Raw genomic sequence first — 25,849 nt, 5'->3', positions numbered from 1 at the left:
GGCCTTAAATTTAGTTAAGCTTTGTTGATGCTTTGAAGGTAAACTTCAAAATCACTCGTAGGCATAGGTTTAGCGTAATAGTAACCTTGTACTTCATCACAGTTCATTGATTTCAAAAATGCTTCTTCTGCTGGCCCTTCAACACCTTCAGCAAGTACACTAAGCTTCATCGATTTACCTAGATTTAAAATCATTTCAATAATTGCTTGATCGTCTTCATTGTCGATAACATTTCGGACAAAAGATTGATCTATTTTCAGTCGATTAATTGGTAGGCGTTTCAAATAGTTTAATGAAGAATAGCCAGTGCCAAAATCATCGATGGCTAATTCAATCCCTAATTCTCGGAGCTGTGATAGCTTAGCGATGATTTCGTTAATATCTGCCATTAAAGCGGTTTCTGTAACCTCAAGTTCTAACCACTTAGGCTCTAACCCAGACAATGTTAATGCATTGCTGACTTCATCGACAATGTTGTCTTGATCAAACTGCACACCTGAGACATTTACTGCCACTCTAAAAGGTTTAAATCCTTTGTCTTGCCATTGCTTGTTGAGCTGACATGCTTGTTCAAGTACGAGTTTACCGATAGGTAAAATCAATCCTGAAGCTTCGGCAAGTGGAATAAAAGTAAAGGGAGGCACTAGTGTCCCGTCTGGTTTGATCCAACGAAGTAGTACCTCGGCACCCACTAGTTCACCGGTGTTTAAGTCAAGCTGCGGTTGAAAGAAAGGCACTAATTCATTGTTAGCAATGGCAAGTTTAAGCGCTTTAATCATTGAAACACGCTGGTTGAGCGCGTTGGAAAGCTCTGGTGTATAGGTCACAATTTTTTGCGTATGGCTGGTTTCAGCTTGGTGAAGGGCAATATTACCATGAGCGACTATTTCATTTATTTGTTGTTTGTTACTCGCTGAATTCACGACTTGATTAATACCAATTGAAATCGACAAGTGCAATTGATGTTCGTCAATCATCATTGGTGATTGCAAGCGAGTAATAACTTGCTTGGTCATTGCTTCTACTTTCATTGGACATGGTTCGCCCTCGGCGTTTTTACACGGCATTATTACCGCAAATTCTGTGGTATTAAAGCGTGCAACATACTCTTGGACAAAGACGTTGGTGATGCGTTTAGCCACTTGAATTAGTGTTTGATCGCCAATGTTGTAGCCAAGCGTATCGTTTATTTCATTGAATTTTTCAATGTTAATGATGATAAGCGCAAATGAATGCTTGGTACTTGCCAAATTTGCTTGCTCGTTCAGCCTCTCTAACGCTGCGCTGCGGTTAGGTAGGCTAGTTAACGAATCATAATAAGCAAGTTGACGTACTTCATTCTCTAGCGCTTGTCGCTTCTGCTCACTATTTTGGAAGTTTAAAAATGCGTTACCTAGCGCATTAACTTCTTTGTAACCTGAGTGCGAGGTTTCGGTACTGACAATTTTGCGTTCCGACAAAGATGTCATTGCCGCTGTTATTGCTGAGAGTGGCGTAACAACTTTTTTGGCAATATGGCGGTTAAACAGTACAAGTATCAATAAGCTGACAAAACTCACTAGAATCATCATAAAACTTAGTTGGTTTGCACGTTTCAAACTGTGCTCAACATCGACAGTAATTTCCAGAATTCCTCTAACATCGCCAAGTTGCCAATCTCTTCTTGACGAATCTTGATGAGAGTTGTGGCAGTCAACACAAGCACTTGCTGTTAGCTTATCTGGAAGCGCCACTTTAACGACACGATTTCCCGCAACATTATCAAAGGTACTAACAGGTTGTTCTGGATTAAGTGTTAATTGCTGCCATGCCAATTTTTGAAATTCGTTCATTGCCCTGGTTTTTCTTGAGTTAAAAGGGTGTGGGCTAGTCACATTGACACGCAGCTTGTCCTCTTCAGAATACGACTGCGCCATTTCCATTAAAAAGGTGGCCGGAATAGGAATACTGTTGTCGCTGAGCTTATGTAAGTGCGTGATTTCGATGGTATCGGTATTACTTACTTCACTAAGCACGTGCTCTGCATAATAGTTTCTGATTTTCTGCAAAGTTTTAGTCAAATCAACCGCGGTTTCAACGGCATTAGCTTTTACTAGGTCTTCAATGACTTTGGGTGCTACAAGCAATACCAACATTAACGCTAATCCGGCAAACAGGGGTAAGGGGGCACTGATATACCACTGCAAAGGTTTTGGCTGCTGGAGACGCTTTTTAAACGAGCTGAATATCGACTTCATATGCTTAGTTTTTATTTACGATTAGTTACTAGATCGTATTTCTTTAGAATTTATTTCTTATCTAAGTCAATTGATTAGAAAAAATCAATGATCGTATAGATCAAGTACCTTGTTATCGGCGATAGATAGGTATTGATTTGGCCATCAATAAACTAATCTTTCGATATTTAAACAGTTTCAAGCTAGAATAGCGCAAATTTTACAAATGAGATTTCTTCATGACTGATGCAAAAGTAGTTGTTGCCTTAGATTTTGACAACCAAGCAGACGCGCTAGCCTTTGTAGATAAGATTCAGCCAAGTGATTGTCGCCTTAAGGTAGGCAAAGAGATGTTTACTTACTTTGGCCCTGAGTTTGTCCGCGAGCTCGTTAAACGTGGCTTTGATGTATTTTTAGATCTGAAATTTCATGACATTCCAAACACAGTGGCAAAAGCAGTTACTGCCGCTGCAGAATTGGGTGTATGGATGGTAAATGTACACGCCTCTGGCGGTACAAAAATGATGGAGAAAGCAAAAGAAGCGTTACTACCTTATGGTGATAAAGCGCCACTTTTGATTGCAGTGACTGTACTAACAAGCATGGGCGAAGAAGACCTTGCGGGTATTGGTATTGAAAAATCGCCTGCTGAGCACGTTAACAGTCTAGCTACACTGACACAAAATGCTGGCCTAGACGGTGTGGTATGTTCTGCACGGGAAGCCGAATCACTAAAAGATACTTTTGGCGATGATTTTAAACTGGTAACTCCAGGTATTCGACCAGCCGGTAGCAGTACGAATGATCAAAAACGTATCATGACACCTGAGCAGGCCGTAGCTGTTGGTGTAGATTACCTAGTAATTGGCCGTCCAATCACAAAATCAGACAACCCTCACCAAGTATTGCAAGAGATTAATCAGTCACTTAGCAGCTAATTCTATTTACGGCTTCAAATGGCGGCATATATTTTGACAATCTGAGAAATGCGTACTAATTGTTTAGTCAGCTACATTAAGTAGCTGACTAAATAAAATGGAAAACATTACAAGGATTGATCATGAAAAACATTATCTTCGCTGCGATAGTAGCGTCCCTTACTCTTTTTTCACATTCATCATTGGCGAACAACATGCCTGAAATGAGTGCTACCAAAACTCAGGTGGTTATTCAGGAGCCAATAGATGTCAATCAGGCAACGATGGAACAACTTGTGCTGCTAAAAGGAATTGGCAAGAAAAAAGCGCAAGCCATAATCGACTATCGTCTCGAAAATGGCAATTTCATTAGCATTGATGATTTAACAAACGTAAAAGGAATAGGGGAGCGTTTTATTGAAAATAATAGGCACTTACTCAAGATATAAAGCTCGTTTTCAATAAGAGTAAATTAAAAAGGCCAGCTAAATTGCTGGCCTTTTTGTATTTGAGCTTTAGTAGAGTTGATTAGGGCTTTGCTGGCCCTGATTGACTTGTATTAACCACTAGCGCTCTAATTGCTTGCTGTTCAGACTTCTGAACAATCAATCGCTGTTCAATTGGCATTGCAGCCGATGGAATCGAGTTCACCGTGTCAACAGTGACAGGTTTTGCCATAGGCGAACTTGCTTTACCTTTAAACGATTGTGACGCTTTATTAGGTTTAGCCGTTTTAGCTTTAGCAGCAACTGGGGCTTCTTGTTCAACATTAGTATTAGCAGGTGCTTCTGCCGCCGTTCCTTCCTCAACAGCTTCAGCCACTGAGTCTTTTACTACAGGTACTTTAACTTCTATATCAGCGGCCGTAGGTTGTTCAGCAATAGCTTGAGCTTGCTGTTCGTTGCCTAAGCCGGAGTCCAAACCTGAGTCCAAACCAGGCAGCTCTTGTTGAACTTCTGCCTTTGGCTCGGCGACAATAGCAGCTTCAGTTTGCTGAGTAACTTCAGGGTAGCGTGCTTCTACTGGATCTTCAGTAATCTCAGCAACAGCTTGTTCGTTAACAGGTTGCTGAATGCTTTCAACTTGCACCTTGTCAGTTTGAGTGCTGGTTGTCTGAGCATCATTGACTTCAGTGTTAGCGATATCTGACGCAGCAACTGCTGAATTATCACCTGCTGCATTTTTTTCGGCATTTGTGTCTTCCGCTGAGCGGCGGCGGCGCTGACCATGAGAGCGTAAGTGTCTCGGTGAACGACGATTGCGTGTACGCTCTGGCTTAACATCGCCATCTACTGACTCAGTCGCTGGGACTTCGCTCGTATGCGTTTCCGCTAGCTGTTCAACAGATGCTGAATTGTCAGTTTTTTCCGCATGCGGTTTGTTACGCTTTCTTTGCGGTTTTTGCTGCTTAGCTTTGTTTTCATGTTGAGCGCTCTCTGAAACAGTGTTTTCATCTGCTGACTTACGTTCAACCGATTTGTGCTCAGCTTTTTTATGTTCAGCCTTCTTCGGTTTTGCTGGTCTTGATGATTTAGCGTCTGAATTGCGTTCTTCAGCTTTTGCTGCTGAAACGTCAGTTTCTCTTTGAACGGTATTTTCATCTCCCACACGCACTTTCTTGCGATTGTTACGGCGCTGCCTGCGCTCTGCAACTTTCTCTTCCTTAGGCTTTTGCGCAGCTTTATCTTGCTCTGGCTTACGTGGCTTTTTCGGTTTGTTATTACGCGTGTCTTTTGCTTCTCTAACGTCTTTGTTTTCGTCTCTGTCTTTAGCTGACTGACGATTGTTGCGACGCTGGTTCGCGTTGCGACCTTTACGGTTGCGCTGATTATCACGGCCGCCTCTGTCGTCACGACGACCTCTTGGCTTAGCTTTCGGCGCTTCTTTTTGCTCTTCCTCTTCTTCAGCGAACAAACCACCTAACCAGTTAACAAAAGAAGATAATAACCCTTTTTTCTGCTCTGCCGGTTTGTTGCTCGCTTGTGGCTTGTTGTTTGCTGGAGCAGGGGCAGGTGCGCGCTTAGGAGCAGACATCCCTTGAATAACAGGCTCGTCTTTTTTCGCTGCTTCTTTGTTGAATTTTGGCATTACAGCTTCTTCAACTTCAGCAGGCTTTGTCTTAACGTTGTAGCTTGCTTCATCAATAGTTTCGTCTTCACGAACGCGCAATACTTCATATTGAGGTGTATGCATGTTTGGGTTCGGAATAATCAATACTTTTACGCCGTGATGCTTTTCAATGTGCATTACCGAACGACGTTTTTCATTTAATAAGTAAGTTGCCACTGGCACTGGTACTTGTGCTTGCACATGCGCAGTGTTTTCTTTGATGGCCTCTTCTTCCATTAAACGAAGAATTGATAACGCTAGTGATTCAATACCACGTACTTGGCCAGTACCGTTACAACGTGGACAAACATTTTGACTAGTTTCACCAATCGATGGGCGTAAACGCTGACGTGACATTTCCATCAAACCAAAGCGTGAAATACGACCTAACTGAATACGCGCTCGGTCTTGTTGAACCGCATCGCGTAAACGGTTTTCTACTTCGCGTTGATGGCGTGTTGGCGTCATATCAATAAAATCGATAACCACTAGGCCACCGGCGTCGCGCAAGCGTAATTGGCGAGCGATTTCTTCTGCTGCCTCTAGGTTGGTATTGAACGCCGTTTCTTCAATATCGCCACCCTTTGTTGCACGTGCCGAGTTGATATCAATAGAGATCATCGCCTCGGTTGGGTCGATAACGATCGAGCCACCTGATGGCAAGCGCACTTCACGTTGAAACGCCGATTCAATTTGCGTTTCAATTTGGTAGTGGGTGAATAATGGTACGTCGTTAGTATACAGCTTGATTTTGCTGGCAAAGTCAGGACGCACTAATTCGATGTGTTGCTTAACACGTTCAAATATTTTCGGGCGGTCAACGATGACTTCACCAATATCACGACGCAAATAATCGCGAATAGCACGTTGGATCAGGCCACTTTCTTGGTGGATCAAGAATGGAGCAGGGCGGCTTGCCGCAGCTTCTTCAATGGTGTTCCAGTGGTGACGTAGAATGTCTAAATCCCAAGACAACTCTTCGTAGTCTTTGCCCACACCAGCAGTACGAACAATCAAACCCATACCCTTAGGTAGGTCTAGCTTGCTAAGCGCCGCTTTAAGCTCTGTGCGTTCGTCGCCTTCAATACGGCGAGAAATTCCACCGGCACGTGGGTTATTTGGCATCAATACCAAGTAACTACCCGCTAAGCTAATAAACGTAGTAAGTGCCGCGCCTTTTTGACCGCGCTCTTCTTTATCTACCTGAACAATCACTTCTTGGCCTTCAGTTAACACGTCTTTGATGTTAGGGCGGCCTTGGAACTTGTAGCCTTCAGGGAAGTATTCTCGGGCAATTTCTTTCATTGGTAGGAAGCCATGACGCTCAGCGCCATAGTCAACGAAAGCAGCTTCTAGTGAGGGTTCGATGCGAGTGATTTTCGCTTTGTAGATATTTGCCTTTTTCTGCTCATGGCCAGGGCTTTCGATATCTAAATCGTAAAGGCGTTGCCCGTCGACCAAGGCTACACGTAACTCTTCAGACTGTGTAGCGTTAATTAACATACGTTTCATAGTTTCTGTGACTCTATTTTGGTCACAGCACACCATTTGCTTAGAACACAAAGCAATCTATCGCAATGGTAACAGCTAGTTGTCAGCCTCACGGGTGTCATTCTTACCCGACTTATAGTGTGCCTTTGTCCGGTAAGCTGTTATTTTCTTCTGATTGTTAGATAGTAAGTTTGTCAGACTCACTACAATAATTCTTTATGTGCTCAGCTAGCGTGCTGTGCTGTCAACAACATACGTGTTTAACTAAGCTTGTTTAACATGATTGAGTTAACCCGAGGCTTAGGTGATGTTGTTATTTTTGTTATTTAGCATTGGTACGCTGGACATAATGTTTATGTAGCTTCAAAGCAAGTTACGCGCGCTTTGTTGTACAACGGGCTTGTCAGTTAATGTGTCTTTTCTCGCACATTAAAGTAGCCTCATTTTGCCTCTTACTATCTTTCGTCTTCGTTCGACTTTTCTACACAATGCTGCCAATTTACGCTGTGTTTTATGCTTATGCGACACAGCGGCCCGATTATCCCACTATCTGCTAGCAGATAGCAATCAAATACCTGTTTATTTTAGCTAAAAAACTACGTTTTTATGCTAGACTGCGCGCCATGAACGAAGAGAACAAACCTAAAGTACGATTTTTTACCGTTGAAGCGGATGACGCTGGTCAGAGAATCGACAACTATTTATTGAAAACCCTTAAAGGTGTGCCGAAAAGTATGATTTATCGGTTACTCCGCAAAGGGGAAATTCGCGTTAACAAAAAACGCACTAAACCAGAGTATAAACTGCAAGATGAAGATATCATCCGCGTGGCGCCAATTCGCGTTTCAGAAAAGTCTGCGCCAGTCTCAACTCAGCTGAATGTCGTTGCTAACTTAGAATCACAAATTCTATACGAAGATGAAGTGCTGTTGGTCATCAATAAGCCATCAGGTATGGCAGTACATGGTGGTAGTGGCGTTAACTTTGGCGTAATTGAAGCTTTGCGGGCCCTTAGGCCACAAGCCAAAATGTTGGAGCTAGTGCACCGTTTAGACCGTGATACCTCGGGCTGTTTAGTGGTGGCAAAAAAACGCTCGGCTTTGCGTAATTTGCACGAACAACTACGTAAGAAGAATGTTCAGAAGTTTTATCATGCCTTGGTAAAAGGTCGTTGGTCACCGAAACTCACTAAAGTGACGGAAGGCCTACGCAAAAATGACCTTAAGTCAGGCGAGCGAGTGGTGATTGTTGACAACATTAATGGCAAAGAATCGGAAACTCGCTATAAAGTGATTCAGCATTATGACGGTGCTACCTTAGTTCGCGCTTTTCCAGTAACAGGACGAACTCATCAAATTCGTGTTCATTGCCAAACGAAAGGGCACCCCATTGCTTGTGACCCGAAATATGGACATGAAGATTTTGATGGTGCAATGAAAGCAGTCGGCCTTAATCGCTTGTTTTTACATGCGGCAAGTATTGAGTTTACCCACCCGCGCACAGAGAAGCGTTTAAAGGTTGAGGCACCGCTGGACAATGCCTTAGCCAAAGCTTTGAAAAACCTTAAAGCAAACCAGTCAAAATAGTGATTGGTTTGTTTTAACTGTATTTGCACCAACGCAAATCGAACATTAATTTTCCCTCAACTTCATTGGTATTTGATACAGAACAGCTAAGTAGCAACTATGGATAATTACAAGCTTTATATTTTTGATTGGGACGGCACTTTGATGGACTCAATTGCCAGAATTGTGACTTCTATTCAAACCGCCGCAGAGCGCTTATCGCTGAAACCACCAAGTGATGACGATGCTAAAAGTATTATTGGCTTGAGTTTAGTGCCTGCTTTGCAAAAACTTTTTCCCGACCTTGAAGCGCATACAGTGAAAGAAATGATTGCCGCCTACAAAGCGCAGTACTCAACCACGGAAGTTGCATCACCTTTATTTGATCATGTCAAAGAAATGCTGAGCTTGTTAAAAGCGCAAAACAAATTAGTGGCAGTGGCGACAGGTAAGGCACGGCAGGGTTTAAATCATATGTTGGATGAAACTCAGCTTCATCAGCATTTTGATATGACTATTTGTGCGGATGAGTCTGTTTCAAAGCCAGCTCCTGATATGATTCAACAGCTATTAGAAAAGTTAAATGTTAAACCGGAAGAGGCCGTGATGATAGGGGATTCACGTCACGATCTGAATATGGCAAACAACGCGGGTGTTGCCAGCATTGGTATTACCTTAGGTGCTGACAAGCGAGAATCTCTCGATGCTTGCCAGCCAAAAGCCATAGTAGATTCCATATTGGAGCTTAAAGCGCTAGTGACAGGGCACTAGCGCTATTTTATCTTTATTTAGCAACGTTAGTATGGTTTGTCTCTTGATTGCTGACTTAGCACATCAACGCCAAAGTGCTGTAATAACTTGGTGAGTTGAATTAGCGGCAAGCCGATTAAACTATTAGGGTCATCGCCCTCGAGCTTTTCAAATAAACAGATTCCTAACCCCTCGCTTTTAAAGCTTCCGGCACAATTAAGCGGCATTTCAGCATGTACATAACTAGTTATTGCTTCATGAGTCAGCTCTCTAAAATGTACAGTAAAAGGTTCAACAATGGTTTGTGCTTGGCCTGATTGAGTGTCAACAACGCTAAGCCCAGTTAAAAAAGTCACAGATTGCCCACTAAAACGGGTTAACTGTTGAATAGCATTTTCAACAGTGTGAGGTTTGCCAAGAATTTTTCCTTGGTGAACTGCCACTTGATCTGAGCCAATCACTAACGCATTGTTCACATCGGTGCCAGCGGCTTTTGCTTTAGCTTGTGCTAAGCGAGCAACTAGCTTTTCGGGGGACTCGTTTTCGAAAGGTGTTTCATCGACTTCAGGCTTAACGCAATCAAAGGGAAGGTTGAGCTTTTCCAGTAAGGCTTTTCGGTAAATAGATGTAGAGCCTAGAACGATTTTTCTCATAATTTATACAATTTCTTATCATAGTTTGCACAAGATACTCCTTGATATAGGTTTGAATCTCGAAAATTAAAGAAAAAGCACAAAATTCTTTTGACACATGCAGGTCAGCCCTTTATTATTCGCGCCCTATGCAGAACCTTAAGCTACCAGTAACGATAGATCCTTACAAAAGCGCTCAACGAAGACTTGAGTGTGACGGGATATTTCAGTTAGCGGAAATGAACCGATTACTCGAGTCGTGTGAAAGCACAACCGAGCAAATCGAAGTTAGTTTTCAATTTGATGTGGATGAACTTGGCCTAATAGTAATATCAGGTAGGGGCTCGGCATCAGTAGGGCTGATATGCCAACGTTGTAATGACGAATTTGCGCATACTCTGGAAATTGATTTCCAGTTTAGCCCGGTTAAAAATGCAGAAGGTGCTGCAGATTTGCCGTCATATTATGACGCAATAGAATTAGATGAAAATGGTGAAGTTAACTTGCGAGAGTTAGTGGAAGACGAGTTATTACTTGCAATTCCATTAATTCCACGGCATGAACTCGATGATTGTAAAGGTGAAGCCGATACAACATGGGGCGAACTGCCTGAAGAGCTTGATAAGCCAAATCCATTTGACGTATTGAAACAACTCAAGTAGTTATATTTTAGTTAGCAACCGATTTTAGGAGTTAGGCTATGGCAGTTCAAAAGAGCAAAAAGTCTCGTTCAAGACGTGGCATGCGCCGTTCACACGACGCGTTAACCGCAGAAAACTTATCAGTAGATCCAGTATCTGGTGAAACTCACCGTCGTCACCACGTGACAGCTGACGGTTTCTACAAAGGTGTTAAAGTTATCGCTAAATAGTCAATCGACTAGGCGAGCACAGCTTTGAAGAATCTAACCATAGCGTTAGATGTAATGGGGGGCGATAAAGGCCCCCTTGTTTCGATCGTAGCAGCAATTATGGCGGTCGAAAAACTTCCTTACTTATCTCTTATCCTATGCGGTGACCAAGACACTATTCAAGGTCATCTTAGACGCCAAAAAGCGTTAAACCACCCACAAATTACCATTGTTCATACCACGCAAGTGGTCACCATGGGCGAGAAGCCGCTCGCAGCAATGCGCACCAAAAAAGATTCTTCACTGCGCAGAGCCATTGACCTTGTTAATGAGGGAAAAGCGGATGCCTGTGTCAGTGCGGGTAATACTGGCGCCTTGTTTGCTACTGCGCATTTGATCCTTAAAACCTTGCCAGGCGTTGAACGGCCAGCTTTGATATCTGCCTTACCGACACAGCAACCCAACCAACACGTATTTATGCTCGACCTTGGCGCCAATGTCTTTTGTGATGCTAATGTCTTATACCAATTTGGTGTTATGGGCGCGGTGATGGCTGAGCAGGTTGACGGTATCAATAAACCTAGAGTTGCATTGCTTAACATGGGCGAAGAAGATATCAAGGGTAGTGATCATATTAAACTCGCGGCGGCACAACTTGCTGAGAGTCCCGATATCAATTATGTTGGTTTTATTGAAGGCAATGACATTTTTAATAACAAAGCTGATGTTATTGTGTGTGACGGCTTTGTCGGTAATGTTGCATTAAAGACCTGTGAAGGAGTAGCCAATTTAGTCTTTGAAAAAGTCAAAGAAGTGTTTGATAAGAACGTTGTGACTAAAATATTAGGGCAGTTTTTGGCCCCAACGTTAAAAAAACTGTTTAAAACCTTGAACCCCGACCAGTACAACGGGGCAAGTCTGATAGGATTGCGGGGCATTGTCGTCAAAAGCCACGGTAATGCTAATTCAAAAGCACTTTTTACCGCCATATTAGAAGCAGTAAAAGAAGTAGAAAGGCAAGTTCCTCAGAAAATTAAAAACACGTTGGAACAAGAATTATTACAAGGCCCTAAATAATATATGTATGCAAAAATTGTTGGCACAGGCAGCTACTTTCCTTCACAAGTTAGAACCAACGAAGATTTAGAAAAACTGGTAGATACCACAGATCAGTGGATCACAGAGCGCACAGGTATCAAAGAGCGCCGCATCGCCAGTGAAGACGAAAATGTCGGCTTTATGGGCGCTGAAGCCGCTAAAGCCGCTATTGAGATGGCGGGTATAGATTATGCCGACATCGACATGATCATTGTCGCAACAACAAGTTCACATGCCGATTTACCAAGTGCAGCTTGCTACGTGCAAAAACATCTTAATATTCCTCATATTCCTGCATTTGACATCGCCGCAGCATGCTCTGGCTTTGTTTATGGCTTAAGCGTCGCAGATCAATACATTAAGTCTGGCATGGCCAAACGCGTATTGCTGATTGGCTCAGATGTGCTGTCTCATTTATGTGATCCGACAGACCGAGGCACTATCATTTTATTTGGTGATGGTGCAGGTGCGGTTTTACTAGAAGCATCAGAGCAACCAGGTGTAATGTCGACCCATATTCATGCTGATGGCAATTATGGCACCTTATTAGGTGCTGATTCCCCAAAACGCGGTGGTTTGTTAACCGAAGAGCAAGCATACCTGTACATGAAAGGTAATGAAGTCTTTAAATGTGCGGTGACAAAACTGAGTGAGATCGTCACCGTTACATTGGCTGCGAACAATCTAGATAAATCAGATATCGACTGGCTGGTGCCGCACCAAGCTAATTTACGAATTATTAAAGCAACTGCGAAAAAGCTCAATATGCCGATGGAACAAGTTGTTGTCACGTTGGATAAATACGGCAACACTTCAGCTGCAACAATCCCCACAGCACTTGACGAGGCCATTCGAGATGGTCGAATTCAGCGCGGTCAAACCTTATTATTAGAAGCCTTTGGTAGTGGTTTTACCTGGGGCTCAGCACTTATTAAATACTAATAAACAACATTATATTAGGTAGAAAAATGCAAAATACTTTAGCGTTTGTTTTTCCTGGTCAGGGATCACAAGCGGTTGGCATGCTTAGCGATTTTGCCGACCATGAAGTTGTACAAACAACTTTTCAAGAAGCATCTGCAGCACTGGGCTATGATTTATGGCAATTAATTGCTCAGGGCCCTGCTGAACAGCTTAACTCAACCAACTTTACTCAGCCTGCATTGCTAACAGCCAGTGTCGCGTTGTGGCGTGTGCTAAAAGCAGAAAGCGAATTGGCGCCTGCTTATCTAGCTGGCCACAGTTTAGGTGAATACTCTGCATTGGTATGTGCGGATGTCTTGTCACTTGCAGATGCCGTAACACTCGTAGAAAAGCGTGGCGAATTTATGCAAGCTGCGGTACCTGAAGGTGTCGGGGCGATGGCAGCTGTTATTGGTCTAGCCGATGATGCAATAGTTGAAGCTTGTCAGCAAGCAGCGCAAGATCAAGTGGTTTCCGCTGTTAACTTTAACTCTCCTGGGCAAGTCGTGATTGCAGGTAACAGTGAAGCGGTTGCAAGAGCCTCTGAACTTTGTAAAGAAGCTGGTGCAAAGCGTGTTTTACCATTGCCTGTTAGTGTTCCGTCACATTGCGCGCTGATGAAGCCTGCGGCTGACGAGCTAGCCAAGGTATTTGCTGAAGTCACTTTTAATGAACCTAGCATACCTGTGGTTAATAATGTTGATGTTGCGCTTGAAAACTCAGGTGAAGCCATCAAAGACGCCTTGATTCGCCAATTATACAGCCCAGTTCGTTGGACTGAAACGGTTGAGTTTTTGGCAAGCAAACAAGTAGAAAATTTATTAGAAGTGGGTCCAGGTAAAGTGTTACAGGGCTTAACGAAACGAATTAATAAAGCATTAACGTGTATAGCGGTTAATGACAATGACACACTCGCAAAGGCTAAGTCACTTTACTAAGTGAGCAGGGCCTAGCGATTAATAATAGCTACTAAAAATAGGAAATATATGTTTTCTTTAGAAGGTAAAATCGCACTCGTTACAGGCGCAAGTCGCGGTATTGGTAAAGCTATAGCAAGCCAACTTAAGGCGCTTGGCGCAACTGTTATTGGTACTGCTACATCAGAGCACGGTGCTGAAAAAATTAGTGAATATTTAGGCCAAGGGCATGGCTTAGTGTTAAATGTGACCAGTGATGATTCTATTGCTGCGATGTTTGAAACCATTAAAACAGAGCATGGCGCTATCGATATTTTGGTAAATAACGCTGGTATAACGCGCGATAACTTGATCATGCGCATGAAAGCAGATGAATGGGACGATATTATCGAGACTAATTTGTCATCTGTTTTTAAACTGAGTAAAGCTGTATTGCGCCCAATGATGAAGAATCGTTGTGGTCGCATAATCAATATTGGCTCTGTTGTTGGCACTATGGGTAATGCTGGCCAAGTCAATTATGCGACAGCTAAAGCAGGCTTGTTAGGTTTTACCAAATCTTTGGCAAGAGAAGTTGCCTCACGTGGAATTACGGTTAATACCGTCGCACCTGGCTTTATTGACACTGATATGACGCAAACACTAACTGACGAACAAAAAGAAGCAATGCTGTCGCAAGTTCCTGCAAATCGTTTGGGTAAACCAGAAGATATTGCAAACACGGTTGCATTCTTAGCATCAGATGCTGCTGGTTACACAACCGGTGAAACGATTCACGTAAACGGTGGTATGTACATGGTCTAGTAGGCTTGCTACAGACCTTGTTAAATGCTACAAAATTGATATAAATATATACAGGCCAGCAGGTTAGACCAGAACAAAAACTAAAATTAGTTGCTTGCATGGATAACTTTTGGCGAATACACTACACGCAATTTGCAAAATTGCATATTCTAGTAAAGGAAAAAAAATGAGTACTATCGAAGAACGCGTAAAAAAAATTACAGTTGAGCAACTGGGTGTAAGCGAAGACGAAGTAACGAATGAAGCATCTTTCGTTGACGACTTAGGCGCTGACTCACTTGATACTGTTGAATTAGTTATGGCGTTAGAAGAAGAGTTTGACACAGAGATCCCTGACGAAGAAGCAGAGAAGATCACAACTGTTCAAGCTGCAATCGATTACGTAACAGCTAACCAGTAATTATTAAATCAGGCGGTACATACCGCCTGATTACTTTCTACCTAAGTCATCTCGTTATCGCTCGTGTTAAATAGAATCAACTAAACTGAGCATTAACGAACTATAATTACCTATCTAAAATCTATTCTATCGGAGGCAACTCTTCCTATGCGACGTGTTGTAGTTACCGGTCTTGGTATGTTGAGCCCGCTGGGCAATTCACCTGAACAAACATTTAATGCCTTGCTTGCTGGTCAAAGTGGCATCAGCATGATTGAGCATTTTGATACCACAGACTACCCAACTAAGTTTGCTGGTTTGGTAAAAGACTTCAATGTTGAAGACTATATGCCAAAAAAAGAAGCCAAAAAAATGGACTTGTTTATCCAGTACGGTGTAGCCGCAGGTATTCAAGCAATTAAAGATTCTGGCATTGATGTGACAGAACAAAATGCAGCACGTATTGGCGTTGCTGTCGGCTCAGGGATTGGCGGTTTAGGCTTAATTGAAGAGAACCACGAGAAATTATTAAATAGTAGTCCACGTAGACTATCACCATTTTTTGTTCCTGCGACCATTATCAACATGATCTCAGGCCATTTGTCTATCCAGTACGGCTTAAAAGGTCCAAATATTTCAATCGTCACGGCTTGTACTAGCGGTGTTCATAATATTGGTCATGCGGCGCGTATGATTGCTTACGGTGATGCTGATGCAATGCTTGCTGGCGGTGCAGAAAAAGCTTCAACGCCACTAGGCATGGGTGGCTTCGGCGCGGCACGTGCGTTATCAACACGAAATGACGATCCAGAAAAAGCCTCTCGCCCTTGGGATCAAGACAGAGATGGATTTGTACTGGGTGATGGTGCAGGCGTAATTATGCTAGAAGAGTATGAACACGCGAAAGCACGTGGTGCAAAAATTTACGCTGAACTTGTTGGCTTTGGTATGAGCGGTGATGCTCATCATATGACATCACCACCGGCTGATGGTGAAGGTGCGGCTGCTGCCATGCAAAATGCTATTAATGATGCTGACATCGATATTACAAAAATTGGTTATATTAATGCCCATGGTACCTCAACACCTGCGGGTGACATTGCTGAAACCAACGCAGTAAAAACTGTATTTGGTAATCATGCAAAAGCATTGATGGTAGGTTCAACAAAGTCGATGACAGGTCATTTGCTTGGTGCAGCCGGTGCTGTTGAAGCGATCTTTACTATTCAGGCTATTGCTAATGGCAAAGTACCGCCGACGATTAATTTAGAAAACCCAAGCGAAGGCTGCGACTTAGATTACATTGCTGATGGCGCCCGAGACGTTGATCTTGAATATGCACTTTGTAATTCATTCGGTTTTGGCGGTACAAACGGCTCTTTGTTGTTTAAAAAAGTTTAAGAAAGTTTGAAAAAACTTAATAAGTCGATTAGTAAGTAGTTTATCTAATATAGGCTAAACAAATTTTCGGTCGTTAAATACCATCTAAGGTGCAGTTAACACGAAAATATCGCTTGCTATCAATCAATTAAGCTTGAATACTTTAGGTATTCAAGCTTTTTTATTTTTAGCATGTAAGTATTACATGTCATTTTTACATGTCACATAGCTACGTCGAAATATTCCAACAACCAAAACAGCCAAACCAACAAAAGATTAGTACCAGTGATCGCGCCTTGGCCTACGGTGATGGCCTGTTTACCACTGCAAAAATTGCTGAGGGTAAAGTATTAAAGCTATCTGCACATATTGAACGATTGTTAAACGGCGTTCAGCGACTTGCAATTGATGTAGAGTTATCAGGTTTAGAGCAGCGGTTAGCGGAGCTTGCCAAAGATTACCCGCTGGCAGTGCTCAAAGTACTGATTTCAGCAGGTGAGGGGGGAAGAGGGTATTCTCGACTTGGCTGCACTAAAGGTAAGGTAATCATTTCAATTCATGAATTTCCTATACATTACAATACGTGGCATCAACAGGGGATCAATCTAGGATTAGCGAAAACTATGCTTGGCGTTAATCCGCTGCTGGCCGGTATAAAGCATCTCAACCGGTTAGAACAAGTATTGGTAAGACAAGAGCTAGACAAACGCGAAGAAGACGACTTGTTGGTCAGTAATTGTTTAGGTCATATAATTGAAGCGAGTGCTGGCAATGTCTTTTGGCTCACTAAGCAGCAAGCTAGTCTTGCTGCTTCTGGTGAAAAAAGCACTTGGTTAACACCTAACCTTTCGATGTCGGGCGTAGATGGTTTGGCGAGGCAATACCTTATCCACCAGTTAAATAAAAGCGATAAATACTCAGTGGAAATTGTCGAACAAAAGGAATTGGCAATGAGTGATGTCAACAGCATGTTAGTTTGTAATTCTGTACTAGGCATTGCTCCTGTCAATAAGTTTGCGGGCTCTGCACTCAGTCTCGCTCCTGTTCACCAGTTGCAAAAAGAGTTTACGCTATGATCAAAAAGTTAGTTTTCACCCTGTTGGCATTAGGTGCACTTATTTCAGTGATTGCTGCGATTGGCTGGCAACAAATGCAACAAGCCATGAGCACACCACTTAATATTAAAGAAGCGCAACTTATCTCGATAAAGCCTGGCGATACTATGCATCGATTTTCGAAGGCATTAGTCGATAAAAAGTTGATTGAGAATCGCTTTTGGTTAAGAAACTTCGCGCGTTTAAACCCAAAACGGGTCGCCTTGAAAACGGGTACCTATCAAGTAACACCGCAAGATAATTTGTATTCATTAATCGATAGAATTGCACAAGGTAAAGAGTATCAAGCACAAATTACCTTTATTGAAGGTACTACATTGAGTGAATGGTTGGTGCAACTGCGCGATGAACCAATGATTGAAAAAAGTGATATGGCCATCGATATATCAGCGATAGTTGATGCTTTAGGGCTTGAGTTAACACAACCGGAAGGTTGGTTTTTTCCCGATACTTATGCATTTACCGTTGGAACCAAAGATATTGAATTGCTCAAACGTGCGTACCTGCGGATGAACGAAACCTTGAATGAACAATGGCAAAACAGAGCACCAGACTTGCCCTATCAAACGCCATATCAAGCACTGATAATGGCGTCTATCATCGAAAAAGAAACTGGCTTGCTACACGAACAGCCACGCATTGCATCGGTATTCGTCAATCGTTTGCGCAAGAAAATGCGCTTGCAAACTGATCCTACTGTTATTTATGGCTTAGGGGATCGTTATCAAGGCGATATTACGCGTGCCCACTTAAGAGAAAAAACCGCGTATAATACCTATCGCATTAATGGCTTGCCACCAACGCCTATCGCAATGCCCGGATTATCGGCAATACAAGCCGCGTTGAATCCAGAGCATAGTGACTACTTATATTTCGTCAGTAAAGGCGACGGCAGCCACCAATTCTCCAAAACATTAACTGAGCATAATCGAGCAGTTAGAAAATATCAGTTAGGAAAGTCTTAATGACACAAGGTAAATTTATTGTTGTTGAAGGCATGGAAGGAGCAGGGAAATCGTCTGCTATTCATGTGATTACCGATTATTTAAGCCAACAAAATATTAGCTTTATTCAAACCAGAGAGCCCGGCGGTACTAAGCTTGCCGAGCAATTACGCGATATCGTTAAATCTGCTGATCACCAAGAAACGATCACCCAAGAAACTGAGCTTTTACTGATGTACGCAAGCCGCAGTCAGTTACTTGCCAACGTTATTCAACCAGCGCTCGCAAATGGTACCTGGGTGATTGGCGACCGTCATGATTTATCATCTCGTGCTTACCAAGGGGGCGGCCGACAAATTGCGGATGAAGTCATGAATACGATTGCTGATGTAACGCTAAAAGGCTTTAAGCCTGACTTGACCTTATATTTAGATATTGCGCCTAGCATTGGCCTAGCTAGAGCGAGAGCGCGTGGTGCACTCGATCGAATCGAACTTGAGCAGATGGACTTTTTTGAGCGTGTTCATCAAAAATACCAGTCACTGGCGGCTGAAGATGAAACGATAGTATCAATTGATGCGTGCCAAGAGATGTCAAAAGTGCATCAAGACATTAAACAAGCACTAGCCCAGTTTGTCGCTTGATATGACCAATATGAGCTCTTCATACCCTTGGCTTAGCAAACATCAGCAGTCGTTAGTACAGCAAATAAGCACGCAACGCCTGCCACACGCGCTACTGATAACTGGTGAAGCTGGCGCTGGCAAAGCAACACTGGCACTTTGGTTAGCAGCTCGTTTGGCGTGCGTTAGCGTTAATCACGGACAAAATGTCGATCAGAGTGCTGCTGACATTAAACAAGCGCCTTGTGGTTATTGTAAGCATTGTAAACTTATCGCAAGCCAAAGTTTTCCCGATCTGTTAACCATAGATGAAGGTGACAAGACCATAGGTATTGAGTCAATCCGTGCGGTTACCAAATTCTTGGAGACTCGACCACAAATCGCCTCACAAAAAACCGTGCTAATTAAACAAGTCGAACAACTGACTGTTGCGGCGGCTAACGCCTTATTGAAAACGCTTGAAGAGCCTTCATTGGGCAATACTCTGGTATTAACAACCAACAACACTGAAAGCTTGTTGCCGACTATTTTGAGTCGATGTCAGTTAATATCATTACGGCCATTATTGACCGAGCAATTCAAGCAAAACATCGGTCACCAGCCATACGCCAATACAACTTACTTGCCAGAATTGCAGAGCGCGCAAGAGAATCAAGCATATGAAGAATTAGCGTCGGCCACCATAGATTTGCTTGTCGGTAGGTCGAACTTTCCATTATTTGAGCAAACACTATTGACCGGTGATAGAGCGCTTATCTGGCTTGAACGCATTGTTTCAACATTATCGCGAGTTAATCAGGGGTGGCAGGCACCCGAAAGCGATAAAATTAACTGGCATGCGGCACAATCTATGGATAGTGATACGCTGATGCGTATTTTTCAGGTAATATTGTCAGCAAATAAGCGGTCACGTGACTATCAGCAAGCAAATAAAGATGTACTGACTCAACAGCTTGCTATGACAATAAGAGAAATTGTTACCGTATAAGAGGGGAAGAATGGATAGCTTGTATTTGGAGTTCTTAACAGAGCGAGACTTATATCAGTCATATATGCCGTTTTTGAAAAACGGCGGTCTGTTTGTTAGAACACCAGAGTATTTTGAATTAGGTACGGAAATAGAGCTAGATGTGCTGTTGCCAGACTCATTAGAAAAATCACGTGTCAAAGGCGTTATTTGCTGGCTGACACCTGTGGGGGCACAAAACGGCACACCGCCTGGTATTGGTGTAAGCTTTGTTGAAGATACAGAAAATGTTCGAGCACAAATTGAAAAAATGATCGCACGCCATCTAAATTCCTCTGAGCCAACATTAACCATGTAACACAACAATTAGGTGTATTTTGTATATTGACTCACACTGTCATTTAGATCGACTCGATCTTTCTGATTTTAACCAAAGTATTGCTAACGTCGTTTCTTCTGCAAGTGCAGTCGGCGTTAAAAAAATGTTATGCGTGAGCGTAACACTTGAAGAATTCCCATCGATGGTTGAGAAAACGCTAGCTTTCGACAATGTCTATCTGTCGTGTGGCGTTCACCCACTTAATCAAGAGCACGTTACGTCAATCGATCAGCTAGAACAATTATCTGCAACGGATAAAGTCATTGCGATTGGTGAAACTGGCTTGGATTACTACTACGCACCAGAAACGAAAGAGTTGCAACTTGATGCTTTTGTTAAGCACATTCAGGTTGCACGTAACGTAAAAAAACCGTTAATAATTCACACGCGTGATGCACGCCAAGACACCATTGATTTACTGCGTAGCGAGCATGCTTCAGAAGTCGGTGGTATTTTACACTGCTTTACCGAAAACTGGGAAATGGCTAGGCAAGCGATTGATTTAGGGTTTTATATTTCATTCTCAGGGATTGTCACCTTTAAGAATGCACATGAACTAAGAGAAGTTGCTAAGCAAGTACCAGCGGACCGATTTCTCATTGAAACTGACTCTCCTTATTTAGCGCCAGTTCCGCATCGTGGCAAACAAAATCAACCAGCTTATGTGGTCGAAGTGGCCAAGCATTTAGCAAGCATTCGTGGCTGCTCTGTGGAAGACATTGCAAAGCAATCGACTGAAAACTTTAATCAATTGTTCGACTTTTAAACTGTTCAGCCTGCAGACAAGTAGATAAGCGTATTGCGTAGATTGTTGATAGGTAAATAAAAAAGGACCCGAAATAAACAGCAATTTCGGGTTCCAGGGGAATGGCTCAAAAGGAGTTGAGCCGTGCGCTAATTAACTTGTTCAGACTTCAATCAATAATCTTTGACCTAAACCCTTTTAAGTCTAGCCGTAGATTATGTTAGGTAACTACAACTTCAACCTAACTTCTATATAACAGAGCTTGCGAGCATTACTAAAACACCACTATTTTCCTGAATTCACTAAAATATTCGCGTACTAAATACTAATAGATTAAGAATTTGAATAATGTTTAAAAAATAGACAGTGTAAATTAAATTGTAGTGCAAACTGATAGCTTTGCGAGAAAAATCTGTATATTTTTTATCATTTTGAATTTGTTAAATAAAAATACAATATCATGATGCATAGAACACAGTTTATCCCTTGCTTTTAAACTGGTTGTTAACATTTTATCTACAGCTACATCATAGTACAAAAGACGACTTTCTACTGTTATAAGTAAAGGCTGAAGAGTAGATATAGGGTTAGCAATTATGCCATCATATTACAGCGTGCAATTTCATAAATAAGAATAACTTGTGCTAAACAAAATCTGGATCAGCTTCTTTTTTCTCGCTTTATTTTCATCACTACATCAATGGTTTTTTCTAGGCAATGGCGAAATCTTTTCAGCCGTTATCAATAGCATATTTGACATGTCGAAAGTTACGGTAGAAATTGCGATCGGCTTGATTGGTATTTTAAGCTTTTGGCTGGGGATGATGAAGATAGCTGAGCAAGCAGGGGTGATCAATCGCCTGTCATTAATGATCTCACCTTTGTTTCAAAAGTTGATGCCACAAGTGCCAAAAGGTCATCCGGCGATGGGCTCAATGACCATGAATTTATCGGCAAACTTTCTCGGACTCGACAATGCGGCTACGCCTCTCGGGCTAAAAGCGATGCAGGACTTGCAAACTCTTAACCCCAAAAAAGATACCGCGACCGATGCCCAAATTTTGTTTTTGGTACTTAACACTAGCTCAGTCACACTCTTTCCAATCGCAGTGTTTGTTTATCGCGCACAGCAAGGGGCGGCAAATCCTACCGATGTGTTTATTCCTATTCTGCTGGCAACCTTTGCCTCTAGTTTTGCTGGTTTATTGGCAGTGGCTTACAAACAAAAAATTCAATTAATGCAGAAAGTGATCTTGCTCTACTTTAGCGCTGGTGCAGCAGTGTTAATGGCGTTAATTATCTATTTTGCCCAACTCAGTAGCGAACTTCTGGCTCAGCAGTCGTCTATTTTAGGTAATTCGTTAATTTTCCTAACCATCATAGCGTTTATCTCAGTAGCAATGTGGCGCAAGATTAATGTTTACGACGCCTTTATAAATGGTGCTAAAGAGGGCTTCGAAACCAGTATTAAGCTGATCCCGTATTTATTAGCGATGTTGGTAGCGATAGGCGTGCTTCGTGCGAGCGGGGCATTAACCTTGATTGTCGACACTTTTCGCCATTTTGTCGCGTTGTTAGGTTTTGATACGGCGTTTGTCGATGCGATGCCAACGGCTTTAATGAAACCCCTTAGTGGCTCAGGCTCACGCGCTATGATGATAGAGACCATGAATACCTATGGCGCTGACTCATTTGCAGGGCGTTTAGCCTCTATAATGCAAGGTTCGACGGAAACCACCTTTTATGTATTGGCGGTTTATTTCGGCTCTGTGGGTATTCGCTATACCCGTCATGCCGTTACCTGTGGACTGATCGCTGACTTTGCCGGCATGTTTGCGGCTATCTGCGTATGCTACTGGTTCTTTGGCTAGCCTATTAGCCTTCTCTAGAAGCAGGATTTTACGCTAACCTTTTTTACTCTACTTTCCATTATTGTCGACAATATGTTCATTTCTTGGTTGATCTTTAACTTTCAATCACTATACTGAACTCAATGTTTATCAATTGTCGACAATCTAGTGTCAGTTAATCCAACCGAATACACACCAATCACTACTTCAGATAAAGTCTTTGTACAACTGCAACAAGCGATTGTTAGCGGTGAAATTCGCGCTGGTACAAAAATTAGTGAGCCAGAGCTTGCCAAACAATATCAAATTTCTCGCTCTACCTTACGCGAAGCGCTAAATCGATTAGAAAAGTGCCATTTAATTGAGCGAAAAGCGAATGTTGGCTCAAAAGTCGTTGATTGCACGGTCGAAGGGTTACTTGACTTGTACATTGCGCGCGAAGCACTTGAAGGTATGGCTTGTCGTCAAGCCGCAATAAATATGTCGGATGAAGAAATTGCAGCGATGAAGGCAATGCTCGCTGAGCATGCGAAAACAAAAGCACTGCAAGACGGCATCGCTTATTACCAGGAAGAAGGCGATCTTGATTTTCACTACAAAGTCATTTTAGGCAGCCATAATCAACAACTCATTAATATTTTATGCGGCCAGTTGTATTATTTACTACGCATGTACCGCTGCCAGTTTGGTATGAACAGCCCACGTGCCAGTAAAGCATTTGAAGAGCATTCGCGCATCATCGAAGCTATTGCTGATCGTGATGGTGAACTGGCGGAATTATTAATGCGCCGTCATATTGCGGCCTCTCGCAAGAACATCGAAAACAAAATTGCTCAGCTAGCGAAAATAGAGGCGATGTAAAGCTTGTCTCGATGAAATGTTATCGCCGCAGGGCAGCCTACAACAGGACTCAAATAAATAGTAAAAGGGGACAGTTTAATGTCAAAACCAGTATCAGCGGGTGCCAAGTTTAGACAAGCACTTGTTAACAATAAGCCATTACAAATTGTCGGCACTGTTAATGCCTACTGCGCCATGATGGCGGAGCAACTAGGGCATCAAGCCATCTATTTATCTGGTGGTGGTGTAGCAAACGCATCTTACGGCTTGCCAGATCTAGGTATGACCGCACTTAACGATGTTATCGCCGATGTTCAGCGAATTACATCTGCATCTAGCTTACCTTTGATGGTCGATATTGATACTGGTTGGGGCGGCGCATTTAACATTGCTAAAACTATTCGCGATATGGAAAAAGCGGGGGCAGCAGCGGTGCATATTGAAGATCAAGTGGCACAAAAGCGCTGTGGTCACAGGCCGAATAAGGAAATTGTGTCCACCGAAGAAATGGTTGATCGCATTAAAGCAGCCGTCGATGCCCGTACTGATGATGACTTTTTTATCATGGCACGCACAGACGCCTTTGCTCAAGAAGGCTTAGAAAAAGCACTTGAGCGCGCAAAAGCGTACGTTGCCGCGGGGGCTGATGGCATTTTTGCTGAAGCCGTGCAAACTGAAGCGCATTATCGCGCCTTTGCAGAGGCGTTAGACGTGCCAATTTTAGCGAATATCACCGAATTTGGTAAAACCGAGTTATGGAATAAAGAGCAGTTAGGTGATTGGGGCTGCGCTATGGTGCTTTACCCGCTTTCTGCATTTCGAGCAATGAATAAAGCGGCTGAATCTGTATATAAAACTATACTTGCCGATGGCGATCAAAAAGCGCAACTCGATAATATGCAAACGCGCATGGAACTATATGATTACTTGGGCTATCACGAGTATGAGCAGAAGTTAGACTCGCTATTTGCCGAAGGAAAAAATAAGTAAAAACGCGGTAATAAGAATAAAAAAAGCTGCTAGCCACATAATTGTGTAATACCGGGGCTAAGCAGCTAACAACAAGTGAATTTATGGAGGAAAGTATAATGGTTGATAAAAAACTCGGTGGCGCTGGCTTACGTGGCCAAAGTGCGGGTGAAACTGCCTTATGTACAGTTGGTAAAACAGGCTCAGGTTTAACCTATCGTGGTTATGACATTAAAGACTTAGCCGCAAATGCACAATTTGAGGAAGTGGCCCATTTGCTACTTTACGGCAAATTACCTAATCAAACTGAGCTCACGGCTTATAAAGCACGCTTAAAAGGAATGCGAGGTTTACCCGCACCATTAAAAGTTGTGTTGGAAAATATTCCGAAAGATGCCCATCCAATGGATGTAATGCGTACAGGTTGCTCGATGTTAGGTAACTTAGAAACTGAGCAGAGCGATTTTTCTGATCAACTCGACCATATGGATCGCATGTTGGCGGTGTTTCCGGGCTTGATTAACTATTGGTACAACTTCAGCCATCACGGTATTCGTGTCGAGGTTGAAACCGAAGCAGACTCAATCGCTGAGCAATTTCTTTGGACGCTACACAATAAAAAACCAGAGCCATTGCATGTGGATGTGATGCATGCCTCGTTGGTGTTATATGCAGAGCACGAATTTAACGCATCAACCTTTACTGGCCGAGTTTGTGCTTCAACCTTATCAGATATTCATTCGGTTGTTACTGGCGCCATTGGTTCATTGCGCGGTCCATTGCATGGCGGCGCCAATGAAGCGGCCATGGATATGATCGAAAATTGGCAAAGTGCTGATGAAGCCGAAGCCAATATTATGGGGATGCTTGAGCGTAAAGAAAAGATAATGGGCTTTGGCCATGCGGTTTATCGCGAGTCAGATCCGCGTAATGCGATTATCAAAGAATGGTCAAACAAGCTAGCAGAGCAAGTTGGTGATACGCGTTTATATGATGTTTCTGAGCGTTGTGAAGCGGTGATGTGGCGCGAGAAAAAACTCTTCTGTAATGCCGATTTCTTCCATGCCTCTGCGTATAACTTTATGGGCATTCCGACTAAGCTGTTTACGCCAATTTTTGTTTGCTCAAGGGTGGCTGGCTGGACTGCGCATGCCATGGAGCAACGGGCTAACAATCGAATTATTCGACCATCTGCCGATTATATCGGTGAAGACGCCCGCGATTATGTTGCGATTGAAAACCGGTAGCAGAGGCTAGTTGACGTCGTTTGTTAACCAGCAATATGGCTTGGGATACTCGCATAGTTAACTATATGAGTATTCTGCCAGTAAAATTCAATGTAACGG

General features: G+C 42.8%; 25 protein-coding genes. 22 read left to right on the top strand and 3 right to left on the bottom strand.

From position 1 onward, the window contains the following. Positions 1-14 precede the first annotated feature (14 nt). A complete protein-coding gene (locus DXX94_RS02935; RefSeq protein ID WP_116013750.1) occupies positions 15-2,237 on the bottom strand; it encodes an EAL domain-containing protein in 2,223 nt (740 codons plus the stop codon). Between the two features lie 218 nt (positions 2,238-2,455). Here DXX94_RS02935 and pyrF point away from each other — a divergent pair, with 218 nt between their 5' ends. Together pyrF and DXX94_RS19630 are read left to right on the top strand one after the other, a co-directional pair. Continuing rightward, positions 2,456-3,154 (top strand): orotidine-5'-phosphate decarboxylase, encoded by a 699-nt coding sequence (gene pyrF, locus DXX94_RS02930; protein WP_116013749.1) that lies wholly within the window; start codon positions 2,456-2,458, stop codon positions 3,152-3,154. Between the two features lie 122 nt (positions 3,155-3,276). Then, entirely contained in the window at positions 3,277-3,582 is a 306-nt protein-coding gene (locus DXX94_RS19630; RefSeq protein WP_116013747.1) for a ComEA family DNA-binding protein, read from the top strand. Positions 3,583-3,661: 79 nt separating this feature from the next. Here the strand turns inward: DXX94_RS19630 and rne are convergent, their stop codons facing one another. Beyond that, on the bottom strand, positions 3,662-6,754 hold the full coding sequence (rne, locus tag DXX94_RS02920) for a ribonuclease E (protein WP_116013746.1): 3,093 nt from the start codon (positions 6,752-6,754) through the stop codon (positions 3,662-3,664). Between the two features lie 602 nt (positions 6,755-7,356). On the opposite strand from rne, the gene rluC reads away from it, so the two are divergent. After that, positions 7,357-8,319, top strand: a complete 963-nt coding sequence (gene rluC, locus DXX94_RS02915) for a 23S rRNA pseudouridine(955/2504/2580) synthase RluC (protein WP_116013744.1) — start codon at positions 7,357-7,359, stop codon at positions 8,317-8,319. A 99-nt stretch (positions 8,320-8,418) separates the two neighbouring features. Next, complete coding sequence (locus tag DXX94_RS02910; RefSeq protein ID WP_116013743.1) at positions 8,419-9,069, top strand: HAD family hydrolase; 651 nt, start codon at positions 8,419-8,421, stop codon at positions 9,067-9,069. Between the two features lie 26 nt (positions 9,070-9,095). Here the strand turns inward: DXX94_RS02910 and DXX94_RS02905 are convergent, their stop codons facing one another. After that, the gene (locus DXX94_RS02905; protein ID WP_309545225.1) at positions 9,096-9,704 is read right to left on the bottom strand and encodes a Maf family protein; all 609 of its coding nucleotides are present in this window, start codon (positions 9,702-9,704) and stop codon (positions 9,096-9,098) included. Between the two features lie 125 nt (positions 9,705-9,829). Here DXX94_RS02905 and yceD point away from each other — a divergent pair, with 125 nt between their 5' ends. The 18 genes from yceD (at position 9,830) to prpC (ending at position 25,750) form a co-directional block, all read left to right on the top strand. Continuing rightward, complete coding sequence (gene yceD, locus DXX94_RS02900) at positions 9,830-10,342, top strand: 23S rRNA accumulation protein YceD (RefSeq protein ID WP_116013739.1); 513 nt, start codon at positions 9,830-9,832, stop codon at positions 10,340-10,342. Between the two features lie 38 nt (positions 10,343-10,380). Next, positions 10,381-10,551, top strand: coding sequence for a 50S ribosomal protein L32 (rpmF, locus tag DXX94_RS02895; RefSeq protein ID WP_116000475.1), 171 nt, complete (start codon positions 10,381-10,383; stop codon positions 10,549-10,551). Positions 10,552-10,605: 54 nt separating this feature from the next. Then, the gene (gene plsX, locus DXX94_RS02890; protein ID WP_245961547.1) at positions 10,606-11,607 is read left to right on the top strand and encodes a phosphate acyltransferase PlsX; all 1,002 of its coding nucleotides are present in this window, start codon (positions 10,606-10,608) and stop codon (positions 11,605-11,607) included. 3 nt (positions 11,608-11,610) lie between these two features. Then, positions 11,611-12,570 (top strand): beta-ketoacyl-ACP synthase III, encoded by a 960-nt coding sequence (locus DXX94_RS02885; RefSeq protein ID WP_116013738.1) that lies wholly within the window; start codon positions 11,611-11,613, stop codon positions 12,568-12,570. Between the two features lie 26 nt (positions 12,571-12,596). Next, on the top strand, positions 12,597-13,529 hold the full coding sequence (gene fabD / locus DXX94_RS02880) for an ACP S-malonyltransferase (protein WP_116013736.1): 933 nt from the start codon (positions 12,597-12,599) through the stop codon (positions 13,527-13,529). Between the two features lie 48 nt (positions 13,530-13,577). Continuing rightward, entirely contained in the window at positions 13,578-14,312 is a 735-nt protein-coding gene (gene fabG / locus DXX94_RS02875; RefSeq protein WP_116013735.1) for a 3-oxoacyl-ACP reductase FabG, read from the top strand. 166 nt (positions 14,313-14,478) lie between these two features. Continuing rightward, positions 14,479-14,712: an acyl carrier protein gene (gene acpP, locus DXX94_RS02870; RefSeq protein ID WP_116000470.1), complete on the top strand. Its 234-nt coding sequence runs from the start codon at positions 14,479-14,481 to the stop codon at positions 14,710-14,712. 147 nt (positions 14,713-14,859) lie between these two features. Next, entirely contained in the window at positions 14,860-16,092 is a 1,233-nt protein-coding gene (gene fabF, locus DXX94_RS02865) for a beta-ketoacyl-ACP synthase II (protein WP_116013733.1), read from the top strand. A gap of 197 nt (positions 16,093-16,289) precedes the next feature. Continuing rightward, positions 16,290-17,147 carry an aminodeoxychorismate lyase gene (pabC, locus tag DXX94_RS02860; RefSeq protein ID WP_116013731.1) on the top strand — a complete coding sequence of 286 codons (858 nt, stop codon included), beginning with the start codon at positions 16,290-16,292 and terminating at the stop codon, positions 17,145-17,147. Continuing rightward, positions 17,144-18,151: an endolytic transglycosylase MltG gene (gene mltG, locus DXX94_RS02855; protein ID WP_116013729.1), complete on the top strand. Its 1,008-nt coding sequence runs from the start codon at positions 17,144-17,146 to the stop codon at positions 18,149-18,151. Before pabC ends, mltG begins: the two co-directional genes overlap by 4 nt. Next, complete coding sequence (gene tmk / locus DXX94_RS02850) at positions 18,151-18,774, top strand: dTMP kinase (RefSeq protein ID WP_116013727.1); 624 nt, start codon at positions 18,151-18,153, stop codon at positions 18,772-18,774. The genes mltG and tmk overlap by 1 nt, the downstream gene beginning before the upstream one ends. Before the next feature lies 1 nt (position 18,775). Next, the gene (locus tag DXX94_RS02845) at positions 18,776-19,741 is read left to right on the top strand and encodes a DNA polymerase III subunit delta' (protein WP_116013726.1); all 966 of its coding nucleotides are present in this window, start codon (positions 18,776-18,778) and stop codon (positions 19,739-19,741) included. Between the two features lie 10 nt (positions 19,742-19,751). Next, complete coding sequence (locus DXX94_RS02840) at positions 19,752-20,078, top strand: PilZ domain-containing protein (RefSeq protein WP_116000464.1); 327 nt, start codon at positions 19,752-19,754, stop codon at positions 20,076-20,078. A gap of 19 nt (positions 20,079-20,097) precedes the next feature. Beyond that, positions 20,098-20,865 (top strand): TatD family hydrolase, encoded by a 768-nt coding sequence (locus DXX94_RS02835; RefSeq protein ID WP_116013724.1) that lies wholly within the window; start codon positions 20,098-20,100, stop codon positions 20,863-20,865. Between the two features lie 620 nt (positions 20,866-21,485). Beyond that, positions 21,486-22,715: a nucleoside recognition domain-containing protein gene (locus DXX94_RS02830; protein WP_116013723.1), complete on the top strand. Its 1,230-nt coding sequence runs from the start codon at positions 21,486-21,488 to the stop codon at positions 22,713-22,715. 147 nt (positions 22,716-22,862) lie between these two features. After that, positions 22,863-23,555 (top strand): GntR family transcriptional regulator, encoded by a 693-nt coding sequence (locus DXX94_RS02825; RefSeq protein ID WP_258872085.1) that lies wholly within the window; start codon positions 22,863-22,865, stop codon positions 23,553-23,555. Positions 23,556-23,633: 78 nt separating this feature from the next. Next, positions 23,634-24,524 (top strand): methylisocitrate lyase, encoded by an 891-nt coding sequence (prpB, locus tag DXX94_RS02820; RefSeq protein ID WP_116013720.1) that lies wholly within the window; start codon positions 23,634-23,636, stop codon positions 24,522-24,524. Positions 24,525-24,622: 98 nt separating this feature from the next. Further along, entirely contained in the window at positions 24,623-25,750 is a 1,128-nt protein-coding gene (prpC, locus tag DXX94_RS02815; RefSeq protein WP_116013718.1) for a bifunctional 2-methylcitrate synthase/citrate synthase, read from the top strand. Positions 25,751-25,849: the final 99 nt, after the last annotated feature.

It is taken from the genome of Thalassotalea euphylliae (genome assembly GCF_003390375.1).
Taxonomy (GTDB): Bacteria; Pseudomonadota; Gammaproteobacteria; order Enterobacterales; family Alteromonadaceae; genus Thalassotalea_F; species Thalassotalea_F euphylliae_A.
Note: the sequence above shows the minus strand (reverse complement) of the source record. Positions and strands in the feature narration are given on the sequence as shown.